This window comes from Alteribacillus persepolensis, from assembly GCF_900099605.1.
GTDB classification, from domain to species: domain Bacteria; phylum Bacillota; class Bacilli; order Bacillales; family Marinococcaceae; genus Alteribacillus; species Alteribacillus persepolensis.
Genome location: NZ_FNDK01000001.1, coordinates 216,836 through 232,493, shown reverse-complemented (window position 1 = coordinate 232,493; position 15,658 = coordinate 216,836). Strand labels below are relative to the sequence as shown.

General features: G+C 42.3%; 19 protein-coding genes. All 19 read right to left on the bottom strand.

Annotated features, from left to right (window positions below; all coding sequences use genetic code 11):
- Positions 1–19: 19 nt before the first annotated feature.
- The 19 genes from BLT18_RS01155 to BLT18_RS01065 are packed head-to-tail and all read right to left on the bottom strand — an operon-like array spanning position 20 to position 15,631.
- Entirely contained in the window at positions 20–1,396 is a 1,377-nt protein-coding gene (locus BLT18_RS01155; RefSeq protein WP_091270420.1) for a DUF342 domain-containing protein, read from the bottom strand.
- Positions 1,397–1,414: 18 nt separating this feature from the next.
- A complete protein-coding gene (locus BLT18_RS01150) occupies positions 1,415–2,185 on the bottom strand; it encodes a FliA/WhiG family RNA polymerase sigma factor (protein WP_091270417.1) in 771 nt (256 codons plus the stop codon).
- A gap of 13 nt (positions 2,186–2,198) precedes the next feature.
- The gene (locus tag BLT18_RS01145; protein WP_091270416.1) at positions 2,199–2,546 is read right to left on the bottom strand and encodes a hypothetical protein; all 348 of its coding nucleotides are present in this window, start codon (positions 2,544–2,546) and stop codon (positions 2,199–2,201) included.
- Positions 2,546–3,046: a chemotaxis protein CheD gene (locus BLT18_RS01140; protein WP_091270414.1), complete on the bottom strand. Its 501-nt coding sequence runs from the start codon at positions 3,044–3,046 to the stop codon at positions 2,546–2,548. The genes BLT18_RS01145 and BLT18_RS01140 overlap by 1 nt, the downstream gene beginning before the upstream one ends.
- On the bottom strand, positions 3,043–3,678 hold the full coding sequence (locus BLT18_RS01135; protein WP_091270413.1) for a chemotaxis protein CheC: 636 nt from the start codon (positions 3,676–3,678) through the stop codon (positions 3,043–3,045). The genes BLT18_RS01140 and BLT18_RS01135 overlap by 4 nt, the downstream gene beginning before the upstream one ends.
- Before the next feature lie 25 nt (positions 3,679–3,703).
- Positions 3,704–4,765 carry a protein-glutamate methylesterase/protein-glutamine glutaminase gene (locus BLT18_RS01130; RefSeq protein ID WP_091270411.1) on the bottom strand — a complete coding sequence of 354 codons (1,062 nt, stop codon included), beginning with the start codon at positions 4,763–4,765 and terminating at the stop codon, positions 3,704–3,706.
- Complete coding sequence (locus BLT18_RS01125) at positions 4,762–5,640, bottom strand: MinD/ParA family protein (protein WP_091270409.1); 879 nt, start codon at positions 5,638–5,640, stop codon at positions 4,762–4,764. The genes BLT18_RS01130 and BLT18_RS01125 overlap by 4 nt, the downstream gene beginning before the upstream one ends.
- Entirely contained in the window at positions 5,633–6,751 is a 1,119-nt protein-coding gene (flhF, locus tag BLT18_RS01120; protein WP_091270408.1) for a flagellar biosynthesis protein FlhF, read from the bottom strand. The genes BLT18_RS01125 and flhF overlap by 8 nt, the downstream gene beginning before the upstream one ends.
- Positions 6,748–8,784 carry a flagellar biosynthesis protein FlhA gene (flhA, locus tag BLT18_RS01115; protein WP_091270406.1) on the bottom strand — a complete coding sequence of 679 codons (2,037 nt, stop codon included), beginning with the start codon at positions 8,782–8,784 and terminating at the stop codon, positions 6,748–6,750. Before flhA ends, flhF begins: the two co-directional genes overlap by 4 nt.
- 32 nt (positions 8,785–8,816) lie before the next feature.
- Positions 8,817–9,899: a flagellar biosynthesis protein FlhB gene (gene flhB / locus BLT18_RS01110; protein WP_091270404.1), complete on the bottom strand. Its 1,083-nt coding sequence runs from the start codon at positions 9,897–9,899 to the stop codon at positions 8,817–8,819.
- A 1-nt stretch (position 9,900) separates the two neighbouring features.
- Positions 9,901–10,680, bottom strand: a complete 780-nt coding sequence (gene fliR, locus BLT18_RS01105; RefSeq protein WP_091270402.1) for a flagellar biosynthetic protein FliR — start codon at positions 10,678–10,680, stop codon at positions 9,901–9,903.
- 6 nt (positions 10,681–10,686) lie between these two features.
- Positions 10,687–10,956, bottom strand: coding sequence for a flagellar biosynthesis protein FliQ (gene fliQ, locus BLT18_RS01100; RefSeq protein WP_091270400.1), 270 nt, complete (start codon positions 10,954–10,956; stop codon positions 10,687–10,689).
- 24 nt (positions 10,957–10,980) lie between these two features.
- On the bottom strand, positions 10,981–11,661 hold the full coding sequence (gene fliP / locus BLT18_RS01095) for a flagellar type III secretion system pore protein FliP (protein WP_091271122.1): 681 nt from the start codon (positions 11,659–11,661) through the stop codon (positions 10,981–10,983).
- Positions 11,661–12,335 (bottom strand): flagellar biosynthetic protein FliO, encoded by a 675-nt coding sequence (locus BLT18_RS01090; protein ID WP_175487325.1) that lies wholly within the window; start codon positions 12,333–12,335, stop codon positions 11,661–11,663. The genes fliP and BLT18_RS01090 overlap by 1 nt, the downstream gene beginning before the upstream one ends.
- A 7-nt stretch (positions 12,336–12,342) precedes the next feature.
- On the bottom strand, positions 12,343–12,705 hold the full coding sequence (locus tag BLT18_RS01085; protein ID WP_091270396.1) for a response regulator: 363 nt from the start codon (positions 12,703–12,705) through the stop codon (positions 12,343–12,345).
- A 25-nt stretch (positions 12,706–12,730) separates the two neighbouring features.
- Positions 12,731–13,972: a flagellar motor switch phosphatase FliY gene (fliY, locus tag BLT18_RS01080; protein WP_091270394.1), complete on the bottom strand. Its 1,242-nt coding sequence runs from the start codon at positions 13,970–13,972 to the stop codon at positions 12,731–12,733.
- Positions 13,965–14,957 carry a flagellar motor switch protein FliM gene (gene fliM, locus BLT18_RS01075; protein ID WP_091270392.1) on the bottom strand — a complete coding sequence of 331 codons (993 nt, stop codon included), beginning with the start codon at positions 14,955–14,957 and terminating at the stop codon, positions 13,965–13,967. Before fliM ends, fliY begins: the two co-directional genes overlap by 8 nt.
- A 30-nt stretch (positions 14,958–14,987) precedes the next feature.
- Entirely contained in the window at positions 14,988–15,416 is a 429-nt protein-coding gene (fliL, locus tag BLT18_RS01070) for a flagellar basal body-associated protein FliL (RefSeq protein ID WP_091270390.1), read from the bottom strand.
- Positions 15,416–15,631, bottom strand: a complete 216-nt coding sequence (locus tag BLT18_RS01065) for a flagellar FlbD family protein (protein ID WP_091270389.1) — start codon at positions 15,629–15,631, stop codon at positions 15,416–15,418. The genes fliL and BLT18_RS01065 overlap by 1 nt, the downstream gene beginning before the upstream one ends.
- Between the last annotated feature and the right edge of the window lie 27 nt (positions 15,632–15,658).

The following is a 15,658-nucleotide window of genomic DNA, read 5'->3' as shown; positions in this document are numbered from 1 at the left end:
CATAGCTGGCCCCTTCCATTTACAATGATTTCATATGAATATCGCCTTCTTCATACGTCACTTTCACATTTGAATATGTTCTTCGAGTCGTTTTGCTATATTTCCCAAAATGAATCACGACATTTTCATGCAGCTGGTTCTTGACGATAATATATCCCCTTCCGGCATCTTCCCATACGTCATGCATTACTTCTAATTCTTCAGCGGCATCTTTTGCTTTAATCTGTAATGTTTTTAACGCATTCCGTGCTCTTAGCTTCATGACACGATTCTTAGCTGCAGGTACTTTTTTGTTATCTAAATCTTTTAAAAACTTTTGCAGTTTCAGGCTTTCATTTTTTGCTTGAACCAGTGTTTGCTCGTGCTCTTTTTGTCTATTAATGAGCTGTTCAGCTGCACCAAGGAAAAACGACGTTTTCGTATTCATCACGTTGCCTGCTTCTTTCACACAGACAGCCGAAACGGCAGAGAGAGAACCTCCTACTACAAGGCCTCTGCCTTTTAAACAAATAATATCTCCACCTGCATGACAACGGCTGTGCATTATTGTTTCCTGGACAACAATGTTATCACCAGCTTCGACATGTGCTTCATTCAGGTATGTCGCCTGTATATCTTTTCCTGCTTCCACATACCCCTTATGTTGTGCACTAATACCTTCTCCAATATAAACAGATCCACCCGCTTCAATAAAAGCACCTTCCACTGTCCCACGCACCCTAATATCTCCTTTTGCTTTCACTTCAAAACCAGATGGCACATTCCCTCTAATTTCAACATTACCAGTAAAATCAATATTGCCCGTTTGCAGATCTAAGTCTCCTGATACTTCATAGACAGGATAGACATGAACTGTTTTTTTGTGGACACTTACTTGCCCTGATGATAACGCATAAATCTGATTGCCTTCTATGCGTGTGTTTTTTCCTGGACGAAGAACAAAGTCCCGGCCGGCTTTTGCTTTAATGGATTCATTGGTGACCGTAGTGCCATCTACTCCGGGAGTAGCTTCAACTTTTTCCCCAACCAGTTCGCCCTCTTCTGCCATTGGTATATCAATTACCTGTTTTAAATTGATATTTATTTGCTGACCGGCCTGCGTCCTTGATGTATGGACTTCCCTTTCTATTAGCGCAGACTGGATGAAAGCGGCTGTTCCATTTTGTGGAGAGATTCCTTCCGCTATAACAAGCGGAAAGGTCAGCTCTTGCGGCTGTTCCACTACAGCTTCAAGCGTTTGGTGTTTTATACCGTAAACTACGCCATTCGCTTTCAAGAAACTTTCCCATACATCCAGCTCCCACTGTTCCTGTTCATCTGATTTTTCTAATATCGTCAAATAAGCGGTCATCCCATCTTCTGCAATGTGTACGTCAAAGCACTCTTCTATCCGCATATTATCAAACCTTCTTTATTATGTATTCCAACGATTTTTCAGAGTTTGTTTCAAGCGAAACAACGCTTTGGAATGAATTTGTGAAATGCGGGATGTGGACAGGCTCATAATTTCTCCGATTTCAGTTAATGTCATTTCTTCTTGGTAGAATAAACCAATAACAACCTTTTCTTTCTCGGGAAGATGTTGAATCACATCCGCTAGTTCTTGTAATGCCGCTGATTTTATATAAGTTTCTTCTGGTGACAACACATTTTTGTCTGCAATGGAAGCAGTAAACGTCTCTTCTCTTTCCCCTTCTGGAGTTGCCTCATCCATTGACAGTGTGTGGGCGAAAAAACTCTCTGCTGTTACTTTTCTGACTTCTTCTTTGCTCATGCCAAGGACTCTGCCTACTTCTTCCTCTCTCACATGACGGCCATATTCTTGTTCAAGCTCTTCTGTCGTTTCTTCAATTTTTTTAGCCTTTTCTCTTAAAGAACGCGGCATCCAATCTTCCTGTCGCAAGCCATCGATAATGGCACCGCGAATACGAAACGAAGCATACGTATCAAACTTTAAATCTCTAGAAAAATCGAATTTTTTCATAGCATCATATAAACCATTTAATCCATGGCTAATGAGGTCTTCTCTTATCACACTTTTTGGCAGATGGAATTGAATACGCTGAACATGATAATGAACGAGCGGCATATATTTTTCTACTAATTGATCACCAGCCTGCCCGTCACCTTCTTTTATCCATTTATTCCACAAGTGTTGGTGGGGATGTGCCGTTGAACGTGACATATGCTGCCTCCTTTCATTCGTTCAGCTTCTCTTTTATATAACGAGAAGCCGCTTGTACTTCCTCTTGAAGACCATCCTCGCTTTTTCTTTTTGTTCCGGCCCCTTCTTTCCCATTTTCAGGCACCTCTTCTTCTATTGAAATACTTTTTTGACCCGTTTCTTTCATCTGGGCAGATGAATCCATTGTAATGACAGAGAACGCCCAACGAAACAGGTACGTTAAGATAAAAAGCAGGCTGCCAGCAGCAAGGGCGCGAATAAATGCTGTCATGATCAGGTTTACTTGCACACTCAACGCAAAAAATAAGAGAAAGCCAGCACTAGCTGTCACCGCATTCATCTTCCACGTATTCCCATTCATTAAATAACCGCCTCGCCTTGCTGCAGCGTTTTCACGTGAAGATCACTGCTGCTTACGTGAAACGTTATCGTACGACCTTTATGGCCCCCTACATCTCTGGCAATAACGGGGATGCTATGTTGTTTTAGCACGGCTTCAACTGCCACTATGTTTCGCGCACCAATTTTCATCACGTTATGACTGGTAGAAACGGAAAACATTTGAGCCCCTCCCGCTATTTTTGCTTTTATGCGCCGCTTCAGGCATCCGCTTTTTATGAAATATGTAATCATATCCTCTACAGCGGTGTCAGCAAATTTAGATCGTTTGATTGCTTTATTGCGAGCTAAGCTTGAATCTGGAAGCATGATGTGAGCAAGTGCTGCCACCTTTTGCTGTTCTTCATATAACACAATACCAACACACGATCCAAGACCACATGTGCGCAGGCACGACGGTGCTTTCGTATGTTTCCATTCTGCCATTCCAACGGTTATCAGCCGTGCATTCGTTTGATTCATAAGAGGCCATCTCCTAATGCCTGGCATATCGTTGCAAATGTTCCTGGTTCTGGCACAAAGAAAACTTTTCCTGCTACTGTGATATCTTTACTTCCTTTTGTTGTGTTAAGCACCGTATCAATCACCAATGCCGCATCACTGGATTGAAAAAGTTCAGCAATCCCTTCACTTAATAAAGCCCCAGCCATATCAATTGCTAACAACGGCGGAGAGGGCTGCATCCAAATAGATGTAAAATCAGCAATCGCAGACAAATAAGCACCCGCGAGAATGTTGGCTAATTCCTGCAAAGACGATACACCCATCTCATCCATCAACAGGATTGGGTAATCGAGCGACTTTCCCGTTAAATAAGCAGCCAGCTCTTTGGCTTCATCTTGCTGAAAAACCAAAAACATCCGCCCCGGCGCATCTCCAGAAATTTTCATAAAGGCTGCCGCTACACACGTTTCCGCCCCACCCACCAACGCTTCCATTTCTTGCAGCATAACGGTGCGGACAAACGGCACATCCATCTGTATTTTCCGATCCAAAAGCTTCGATAAAGAGGTGGCAGCATGGGCTGCTCCAATATTCCCCGCTTCTTGTAAAATATCAAGTTGAAACGGGTGCAAATCGTGGCTTTCCTCCATCTTGTCTTCCCCCTTTTTTGGATACTCACTCGTTTTCACCATGCTGTTTGTTTAAAAATGATGCCATATAATCAAGGTCCATCTGATAATCTGTCCCCGCTGTTTCCGCTGCTGCTTTCGGCATCCCATATACTACAGCTGTTCGTTCTGATTCGCTGACAGAAAGAACATCATGCTGGCGCCGTTTCATTTGTAAAAGCCCTTTGCTTCCATCTTTACCCATCCCAGTCAAGACAAGCACGCTCGTTTGGTAATCATTCAGTAAAGACAAAGAAGAAAATAATATATCCGCAGAAGGACGGTTTCCTTGCAGCGGTGGTGTACTGACAATATCATTCACTAAGTGGAATCCATGCCTTTTCACCTGCAAATGATATCCGCCAGGCGCAATATATGCTGTGCCTTTTTCGGCAGTTTCACCATGTTCTGCTTCTTTTACCGTAATAGCACTGAGACGGTTCAAACGCTCCGCCAATGATTTAGTAAAAGCCGGCGGCATGTGCTGTACCACAAAAATGGGAGCTGGAAAACCTGGTTTTAAACGCGGCAATATTTGCTGCAACGCTTTCGGGCCACCAGTCGAAGCAGCAATCGCAACGATATGTTCTTGACGAGCATATGAAGTTGACTTTTTGTCTGCGTGACGCGAAGTTTGCTCAGCCGGTTCGTATTTTCGGGTTGATGCATGTATGTTCGCACGAGCTGCTGCTTTTACTTTGTGAACGAGATCATCTTTTACTTCGTGAAGATGAAGTGAAATGGCTCCCGAAGGTTTTGCCACAACGTCAACAGCACCAGCTGCTAGTGCTTCTATCGTTTGTTTGGCTCCTGATTGTGTCAGAGAACTCACCATAACAATGGGACAAGGGTGTGCTGCCATTATCTGCTTTAATGCCTCTATTCCATCCATAACAGGCATTTCCACATCTAGTGTCACCACGTCATATGTTTTTTTGGACAGCTTACGTAGTGCATCTTTTCCATTTCTTGCGGTGTTTTCGACACGTATGTCTGGCTGTTCATTTAAAAAATCAGAAATCAGTTTACGCATAAAAGCAGAATCATCGACAACTAAGACACGTATCATGCCGTTCCACCCCTTTTAAAAAAACCTTTTAACTGTTGAAGGAATTCTGCATAACGAGGTGGAGTCAAAGACTTGTTCTGGCCAAGAAACGTGTTGGCACACACACGCATTGCTTTGGCTGCTGGTGATTGGGGATAAGATAAAACAAATGCTTCCTGCTGCTTCACCGCTTTTACTGCATGTTTGTCATAAGGAATACTGCCAAGATATGAGGTGTTTTTTTGCAAAAAGCGTGCGGCAGCCCGCTCTAAGTTAGCTGCAACTTGCATGCCTTCTTTTTTAGAATCTGTTCGATTAACAACAATAGAGCTTGGCAGCCGCGGGTTTTGTTGATGAATATACTTTAACATCGCATACGCATCCATAATGGCAGTGGGCTCCGGTGTGGTTACTAACAAAGTTTCATGAGAAGACAAAATAAATTGCAAACTATCTTCACTTGCTCCAGCACCCATATCTAAAATAATAATGTCGAACAAGCCGTCTAAAAGAGCCATTTGCTGGGAGAATCGTTCTCGTTTAGATGAAGACATCGAAAAAATACCGGCAAGGCCAGAACCACCTGCAATAAACGACACACCTTCAGGTCCTTTTTCCATGATGTCAAACATTGTTTTATTGTGTTCAAGCACATCAACAATATGTCCTTGCGGAGTAATACCCATTAATATGTCAAGATTGGCCATACCAATATCTAAATCAAACAGCAGTACTTTTTTGCCTTGTTGTTGAAGAGCTAAAGCAAAGTTTAACGAAACATTCGACTTTCCAACTCCGCCTTTTCCGCTAATAACGGCTACGACGCTGGTATGTCGTTTATTCACACCGCGCTGCTTTTTTACCACGTGCCGCAAGTGCTGTGCCTGGTCACTCATCATTATCCCCCTCTGTTATCCATTCGCTCATTTTCTTCGGATCAGCTGCTTCTATGTCATCAGGGACGCTTTGACCATTGGTAATATAGGCAGCTCCTATATTTGTTTTAGCAGGCAAGTTAATAAGATTTCCAACATAACTTGTTTCATCTATTTTCGTAAAAATAAATTTTTCAATAGGAATGATTGAAAATTGTTTATAGATGTTTTTCATATCTTGATATCTAGATGTAAGAGATAATACTAGATAGGTTGCCATTCCCTCATCGAAATCAATCATCTTCTGCAGCTCTTCTACATACAAGGGGTTGCGAAAGTTCCGTCCAGCAGAATCAACAAAAATATAATCGCGGTCTTTCAATTCTTGTCTAGCTTGTTGAAAGTCCTCCAACGAATAGGCCACTTTCATAGGAACATTTAAAATATCTGCATACGTTTTTAGCTGTTCCACTGCACCAATCCGATATGTATCCGTCGTGATAAACGCAATGGACTTGCTCTGCTCCAGCTGATAAAAAGCTGCCAGTTTTGCCATCGTTGTAGTTTTGCCGACACCTGTCGGACCAACAAGGTTAATAATTCGTTTCGATGAATCACTTGGCCCGCATTCGCTCGCTTCATTCAGCAATTGCGTGATGCACTCCTTTGTCCACTGTTTGACGAATTCATCGTTTGCATCCTTACTTTTATACCATTTTGCAAGCAATTCTTTTATGACACGCAAACGCACCGACTCTGCCACTTCCTGCTCTTTTAAGTGTTGATCCATCGCTTGGACAGGGGCAGGATAGCCTTTTTTTGTACTCTCCTCCCGTTGTTGAATAGAGGCTATCATCGCTTTTAATTCCCGCACCTCTTTTTCTAGCGTATGCGTGTTATTTTCTTTCATTGGCGGCGGAGATACAGCTGTTCGATGGACAGGCTGGCTGGAGCCTGCTTGTTGTTCATCAAGAGCTGCTATCACTTCTAACTTTGTCTTTTTCAAAAAACGAAGCACGCCATTTGTATGGACAGGTTTAGAATGAAGAATCACCGCGCGCTCTCCAAGTTCTTTCCGGATTTTCTCCATGGCTTCCGGCATACTGCTTGCTGTAAATTTTTTCACCTTCATTCGACGTTCACCACTCCTACACTTTGAACCTCTACTGTCGGCTCTAATTCGTTGTATGATAATACGGAAACTTGCGGAAACACGCGTTCAATTAATTGATAAACATACATTCTTACTGCGGGTGAACAAAGCAGCACAGGGACACTCCCCATTTCTGAGAGCCGTTCTGCTTCTTTTCCAATGCGCTCAACTAGCTTTTGTGAGTCTTCTGGATTCATCGCCAAATAATTCCCGTGTTCGGTATGCTGAACAGAATCGGCTACTTTTTTCTCAGCTGCTCCGCTTAATGTAATGACATACAATGGTTCATTTGAAGAGGCATATTGCTTCGTTATTTGTCTCGACAGTGACTGTCGTACATATTCTGTTACTAATGTCATATCTTTTGTTAACGGCCCGTACTCTGCAAGTGTTTCAAAAATAGCCGGCAAGTTGCGAATCGACACGTTCTCTTTTAATAAATTTGATAATACTTTCTGTATTTCTCCTAATCCAAGTGGGTTTGGCGTCACCTCTTCAACAAGCGTTGGATAACTTTCTTTTAGATGATCCACAAGCTGTTTTGTTTCTTCCCGGCCCACAAGCTCATGAGCATGTGCCTTAATCACTTCCGTTAAATGTGTCGACACAACCGATGGCGGGTCAACTACCGTATAACCCGCAAGCTCTGCCTGCTCTTTCATTTCTTCACCAATCCACAGTGCCGGCAGTCCAAATGCTGGTTCTATCGTTTCAACACCCGTAATACTTTCATCTTCGACTCCCGGACTCATTGCCATGTAATGATCCAACAGCAATTCTCCACCGGCTACTTCATTTCCCCTCATTTTGATAACATACTCATTTGGCTGCAGCTGGATATTATCACGAATGCGTATAACAGGAACAATCATTCCCATTTCGAGTGCCAGCTGGCGTCGAATCATCACGACCCGGTCGAGCAGATCGCCGCCTTGATTAGCATCTGCTAGAGGAATTAAGCCATACCCGAATTCAAATTCAATCGGGTCAATGGTTAGTAAGTTCACCACATTCTCAGGTGATTTCATCTCCCCTTCTTCTTCTGCCTCTTCAGGTTCCTCTTCCTCTCGGCCTGCCTTTTCTTCCGTGCGCTTTAGAAAATATCCAAGCGAAGCAAGTACTGCAGCAATAACTGTCGTTAACACCATTTGAATCGGTGTAAACACCCCAAGTAAAAATATTGCTCCCGCTGCCACAAACAACATCGTCGGAAAGGCAAACAGCTGTTTTGTGAGATCATATCCAAGATTTCCTTCAGAAGCGGCCCGTGTCACAACAATTCCCGTTGCCGTAGACACTAACAGAGCTGGTATTTGGCTTACTAATCCATCTCCAACCGTCAGAAGTGTATAGGTGCCGGCAGCTTCTCCAACACCCATACCGTGTTCAACCATTCCAATGACGAGGCCGAAAATCATATTAATAATGACGATAACAATACCTGCAATCGCATCCCCTTTTACGAATTTACTTGCACCATCCATAGAGCCATAAAAATCTGCTTCTTGTTCAATTTTTTCGCGCCGTTCTTTGGCTTCTTGTTCCGATATCATTCCCGCATTCAAATCAGCATCAATACTCATTTGTTTTCCCGGCATGGCATCAAGCGTAAAACGTGCACCAACTTCTGATACCCGCTCCGCCCCTTTTACAATGACAACAAATTGAATAATGATTAAAATTAAGAAAACAACAAACCCTACGAGTACGCTTCCTCCGATAACAAAGTTCCCAAACGTATCAATCACATTACCTGCTTCTGCATTTCCTAATATCGAGCGCGTGGTTGACACATTTAACCCCAAACGAAACAGTGTAACCAGTAAGAGCAGCGTAGGAAAGATGGAAAATTCGAGCGGTTCTTTTGTGTTCATCGACACCAAAATAATCACGAGGGCAAGAGAAATATTAATGATGATTAAAATGTCTAACATGACCGTAGGAAGCGGAATAATAAGCATAATAACAATTAATATAACGCCAAATAGTACAGAAAACTCTCTTGCTCCCATATAGATACTCCTTTATGTTTCAACCACAATTTTTACACAAGTTTATTTTTCAAACGATATACATAGGCCAGCACTTCTGCTGTTGCTTTAAATAGTTCTTCTGGAACCTTATCGCCAATATCTGTCTGGTAATATAACGCCCGGGCGAGCGGTTTATTTTCCACTAGAACAACCTCGTTTTGTTTCGCTGCCGTCTTTATCCGATACGCTATAAAATCTGCTCCTTTGGCTGTAATGACAGGAGCGTCCATATTCTCTTCGTCATAGCGCAGAGCGATGGCAAAGTGCGTTGGATTGGTAATGACCACATCAGCTTCCGGCACTTCCTGCATCATCCGCTGCATGGCCATGTCCATTTGCTTTTGCTTTCGCTTAGATTTAATTTGCGGGTCGCCTTCCATTTTCTTTTGTTCATCTTTGACATCTTGTTTTGACATACGAATTTGCTTTTCGTGATCATATTTTTGATAAATATAATCCGGTATCGAAAGAAATAAAAGCAGACAAGCAGTGAGTGCACCTATAATGCCAGTAAGCCTTGCCACTTCGAAAAAACCATCCTGTACACTTTTTAGCGACAACAACATCAATGAATCGAGACTAAACCAAATAATTGAAGAAGCAAGCAGCCCGACGAGTGTAATTTTCAGCATTGATTTTAGAAATTCGACCAATGCGCGCAATGAAAATATTCGTTTCAGGCCTTTCAATGGATTAATTTTTTCTAATTTAAATTTAATCGCTTCAGGAGTAAACATAAACCCTACTTGCAGCATCGAAGCCCCCATCCCGACAATCAAAGCGATAAGAAGAATGGGAAGCATGACTAATACAGACTCCATCGTTAATTCTTTAAACATAGCAGGAATGGCATGTTCGGTAACGTCTTGCAATATGTACTCCTTATACACATGCTCCATTGTCGAAAACAAATGATTGCCAAGAACTTTTCCATAGAGAAATAGAAATAAAAAGACAGCTAGGAGAATTAATGCTGTATTAACATCGGTACTTTTCGGGACCTGTCCTTTTTTTCTTGTATCCTGACGTTTTTTGGGTGTTGCTTTTTCTGTTTTTTCTTGCGCAAAAAACTGCAGATCAATACGCTGCTTCACCTTATGCTCCCCCAAACAATTCCATTAACGTACGCATCGCCGTAAACATTTCATCAAAAAGATGATCCGCTGCCATAAAAAACGCTGGCATCGTTAATGCCAAAAGAGGCAGCCCAGCAAAAATTTTCAGCGGCAGCCCGACAACAAACACGTTCATTTGCGGAACAGCACGCGACATCATCCCAAGTGCTACATCAATTAGAAACAAAGATCCAACAATGGGAAAACTCATTTGAAAAGCAATCATGAACATTGTGCTAAACGCAGATAACACATGCTGTGCTACCGCTTCTTCCCCGAAAGGAAGCGTCAGCTGTTCTATTGGAATAAATTGATAACTGTAATACATGCCGTCCATCATAAGATGATGCCCGTCTACAGCAAGCAAAAACAAAAGCGTAAGTGTATACAAATATCCTCCCATTAACGGGCTCTGCGCCCCTGTTTGCGGATCAATCACATTGGCTACTAAAAAGCCAAAGGCAATATCTAAAAACATACCGGCAACTTGCACAGCGTATACCATCATTCCGGCTAAAAGACCAATGCTTAGGCCTACCAGCATCTCTTTAAAAATCAGCAGTATATATGTACTGTTCATTTCAAGACTTGGCGCATCCAGCGTAAACATCATAATAAATGCAAAAAATATGGCAAGACCTACTTTAAATGACGCCGGAATTGTCCGATAAGTAAAAAGAGGCATGCTGGTAAAAAACGCTATGACACGAATGAGGACGAGCAAAAAGACAGGTAACTGATTTAACCACTCTGTATTCATATTTCTCTACCCTATAAATTCATGGAGGTTGTTTAAAATTTGGTACGTAAAATGAACAAGTTGAGACAACATCCAGGGGCCAAATATCACCAGCGATGCAAGCACCCCTAATATTTTCGGAATAAACGCCAGTGTCTGCTCTTGGATTTGTGTCGTGGCTTGAAAAATGGCCACACCAAAACCGAGAACAAGTGCGACAACTAAAAGCGGTCCTGCTACAAAAAAAACTGTCCAGACTCCATTTTCTGCGAGACTAATGACTGTTTCCGCCGACATATGTATCACCTTCTTTACTACGATTTAAAAACTAATCAGAAGCGATTCCACAATTAAATACCAACCATCGACCAGAACAAATAATAAAATTTTAAATGGAAGAGAAATCATGACTGGCGGAAGCATCATCATCCCCATCGACATAAGTACACTCGCTACAATCATGTCGATTACTAAAAACGGAACAAAAATAAGAAAACCAATTTGAAAGGCAGTTTTCAATTCACTGATAGCAAAAGCAGGAATCAACGCTGTTAAGGGAACATCATCTAATGTTTCCGGCCGTTCCATGCCAGCATAGCCCATAAACAGGGACAAATCTTTCTCCCGTGTGTGCTCTGCCATAAATTCCTTCATCGGCTGTGATGCTGCATCAAACGCTTCTTCTTGGCTTAATTCACCGTCTAACATTGGTGTTACTGCTTCGTCGTTCACTTCTGAAAAAACAGGCGCCATAATAAAGAATGTCATAAACAGCGCCAAGCTAATCAGCACTTGGTTTGGGGGCGTCTGCTGCGTCGCCAGACCCATTCGAACAAACGAAAGAACAATTAAGATTCTCGTAAAACTCGTCATCAATATTAAAATAGCTGGAGCAAGTGAAATAATAGTAATAAGTATAATTAATTGGAGCGTTGTACTAAGATCAGCTGGGTCATTGCTAAAAAGGCCGCCCGTATCAATGCCTGGCATAAAAAATATCATCATTTTCGAGACCCCTTTATGTGTTGACGGGCTTGCTTTTGCGTTTTCGTCAATTCCCTAAGCTGTTGTTCGAGAACACGGTGAAAAGAAGCGTCCACCTGCGGCGTCTGATCTTTTGTCAAGAAACGCTTGAACAATTTTGTCACTGCCGATTGCGGCGCTTTTGTATTCACATGAATATTTGCAGCAGACAGCAGTTCATCGATTTCTTCTTGCTGATCAATTTCTTTAATTAATGTAACCGTATCTCCAACACCGATAACGAACAGGCGATTTCCTGTTCGAATCAACTGCACAGATTTTTGCTGGCCAAGCGGCACGCCCCCGATATTTTGTACAACGCGATTGGACTGATACTGCATCGTACGTTTATTAATAAATTTCAAGAGAGCATACATAATGAAAATCACGACAGCCAAAGCAGCTATTAGTTGCAAAAGAATGAAAAATACACTTTTTTCTTCTGTCAGCTGCAGCTCTGTGCCGCCATCAGTTTCCCCGTCCACTACCGCTCTTTCACTATCTGCGACGTCTGCTTCCTCCACTGCTTCTTCATCGCTTTCCAGTGCTTCTTTAATAGTACGATTTTCTTCTTCTGCAGCCATTGGTGTGGCTGCAATCATCAACAACCACACACTAAACCATACAGCAATTTTTACTTTTGACATGCTCATAATGAAATCATCCCAATGTTTTTTGAATAGCCTCAAGTACACGGTCCGCTTGAAATGGTTTAACAATAAAGTCTTTGGCTCCAGCTCGAATGGCATCAATAACCATTGCTTGCTGTCCCATGGCAGAACACATAATGACATTAGCATTTGCATCCATTGCCTTAATTTCCTTTAATGCAGCAATCCCATCCATTTCCGGCATCGTTATATCCATCGTCACCAAGTCAGGTGATGTGTCTTTGTACAAATGAACTGCTTCCTGTCCGTCTTTTGCTTCTCCTGCAATGGTAAAATCATTTTTTTCTAAAATATCCTTGAGCATCATGCGCATAAACGATGCATCATCAACAATTAATACAGACCTTGCCATAACTGTTTTCCTCCTCGGCCATATCTTATTTCAGTCTTTTAATTCTTTCGGCTTGGCTGACGATATCTGTAACCCGTACGCCAAAGTTTTCATCAATAACAACAACTTCCCCTTTTGCAACCAATTTTTGGTTCACTAAAATATCTACCGGTTCGCCAGCTAATTTGTCCAGTTCAATAATAGACCCTTGCGACAATTGTAAAATATCTTGTACCGACCGTTTTGTCCGTCCCAATTCGACCGTGACGGATAGTGGTATATCAAGCAGCATGTTTAAATTCTTTGATTCTGTTTCATTTAAAGATGGCTCTTCAAACGAAGAAAACTGGGCCGCTTGAACATTTTTAGCCCGCTCCCCATCTGGTTGTTCCCTGCCCAATACTTGGTTATCACTGGATGGGCGTGGAGATGAGCTGGCCGGTGGGTATGTGTTCGATGGTTCATGCTTTGCTTGTTTTGCTGCCGGTTCCCCCAAAGCAGCACCATCAGCTGCAGGCGCCTCTTCCTGCTTTTGTACTGGCTGCTGCTCCTTTTCCTCTGGGGCATACATCAAATCATGTACCATTTGTTTTGCAAATGGAATCGTAACGAGCTGCATAATGGAAGAATCAATCAAATTACCAACTTTTAAGCGAAATGAAATTTTGGCAAGCATGTCTGCCTCGGGAATATTCCCTGTACCACGTGATTCTTTTACATCTAACAGATCTATGCCGGGTGGAGATATATCAACACGTTTATTAAAAATAGTGGACATGGATGTGGACGCAGATCCCATCATTTGATTCATCGCTTCCTGTACAGCACTAATGTGCATGTCACTCAACTCTTCTGATGGGTTGACTCCATCTCCTCCAAGCATTAGATCCGCTATAATTGCTGCATCCGTTGTACGGATAACAAGCAAGTTTGTACCTTCAAAGCCGTCTGTGTATTGAACATGGACGGCAACATGCGGTTTTGGAAACTCTTTATCTAGTTCACCTTGTGAAATAAGTGATACAACTGGTGTTGTAATATCTACTTTTTGATTTAATAATTGTGACAACGCTGTTGCTGCACTGCCAAACGAAATATTTCCTATTTCACCAAGTGCATCCTGCTCTATTTCATCCAAGTAGTCTTCAATGTTCAACGACGGCTGGCTGGACAGCGGCGCTCCCGCTGCCTGCTCTTTCGCATTATCAGGCCCCTTTTGTTCATCATCGCCGCCGATACTCTTTAACAGCTCATTGATTTCTTCTTGAGAGAGCATATCATCATTCATTGTTATCCCCCTCTTCCAATTCGTTTGTCACTTGGACAGCCATATTGTTTTTCCATTGTCCTGGCTGACCGTTATACTTAGGCCGGCCACCGACCTTTACTAGCAACGGATCATAAATACTTTGGTCTAATTCGATGACATCTCCGGGATATAAGTGCAAAAACTCCTCAATGGAAATGCTGGCTCTTCCAAGAACAGCTTCCACAAGAATCGGTGCGGATTTGACTGTCTGCTCGAGTGCCTCTACTTCCGTTTCATCTCGTTCTTTTTTCTTTGTCTGCATCCAATGATGAACGGATAACTTCGGCAATATTTCTTCGAGCACGACATGGGGCAGACAAATGTTTACCATACCCGTTGTCTCTCCGATCGTCGTTGATAACGAAATAACAACGACCGTCTCGTTTGGAGAAACCATTTGAATAAACTGTGGATTCACTTCAATGTCCTGCATGACGGGATCTATCTCTATCACCGACTCCCAAGCGTTTTGAAATGTCTCCAGCATACGTTGAAAAATCTGCGTCATAATTTTCGTTTCAATTTCCGTTAAACTTTCTACTTTGTTGTGGCTCGCTCCTTTGCCGCCGAGCAATCGATCAAGCATCGCATAGCCAATGTTTGGATTCACTTCCATCAACAAGCGGCCGTCAAGCGGATAGGCTTCAAAAATATTTAACAACGTCATCTTTGGTATGGAGCGGATAAATTCTTCATAAGGAAGCTGATCCACAGAAGCGACCGAAATTTGCACAAACGTGCGAAGCTGTGCTGACAAACTGGTTGTTAATAGTCGTGCAAAATTTTCGTGAATACGTGATAGACTTCGCACTTGATCTTTGGAAAAGCGGAGCGCCCGCTTAAAATCATATGCTTTTATTTTCTTTTCGGATTCTTCTTTCTTTAACTCATCTACATCCATTTCCCCTGTCGAAAGAGCAGATAATAGAGAGTCAATCTCCTTTTGCGATAAAACATCGGCCACCTGTCTCACCTGCCTTCACGAAAGCAGCCGTTACTGAATAATTCGTTTCGTTGTATACACACGGATTACATCACCCGTTTGCATCGTTTCATTGATTTGCGAGCGTACCGTTGTCTCCAGCTCTTGTATCCCTTCCTCACTATCAATATCTGACGATGACATGTTCGCCAACTGATGAATAATGATATTATTCACTTGAAAATCACGCTTTTCAAGCTCTTCTCTTGCTTTCTTTGAATCTGCATGAATTTGAAATTGTGCTCGTAGATAATGATTATCTGCAAGGTTCGTTGTAATTTCCTCAGTCTGCCATGAGTTTTCAATAATTTCATCAATCGTCGGTTCTGCTCCCGCTTCCGAGGTGGAAAAGTGATGAAGAAGCATCCATACTACAACTCCAACGAGAGTCATCGTTAAGATGATGACAAACATCGTATTCATCATTTTGTTTTGAAACATCACTTGTCCTCCTCATACCTAATCGCTATTCCCATTAGGCCAATTCTTCGAAAAAACGCATTGACGGTCTGTTTCACTTCTTTGACATCCTCTTTAACGACCATTTTCTTCCCGTTATGAAGCGTAAGGGTCGTATCTGGTAAAGCTTCGACCTGCTCAATGAAAGAAACATTTAATAAAAACGTATCGCCGTTCAGCTTGGTTAGTTCAATCATATGTATTGAATGAACCGGACACCGGCC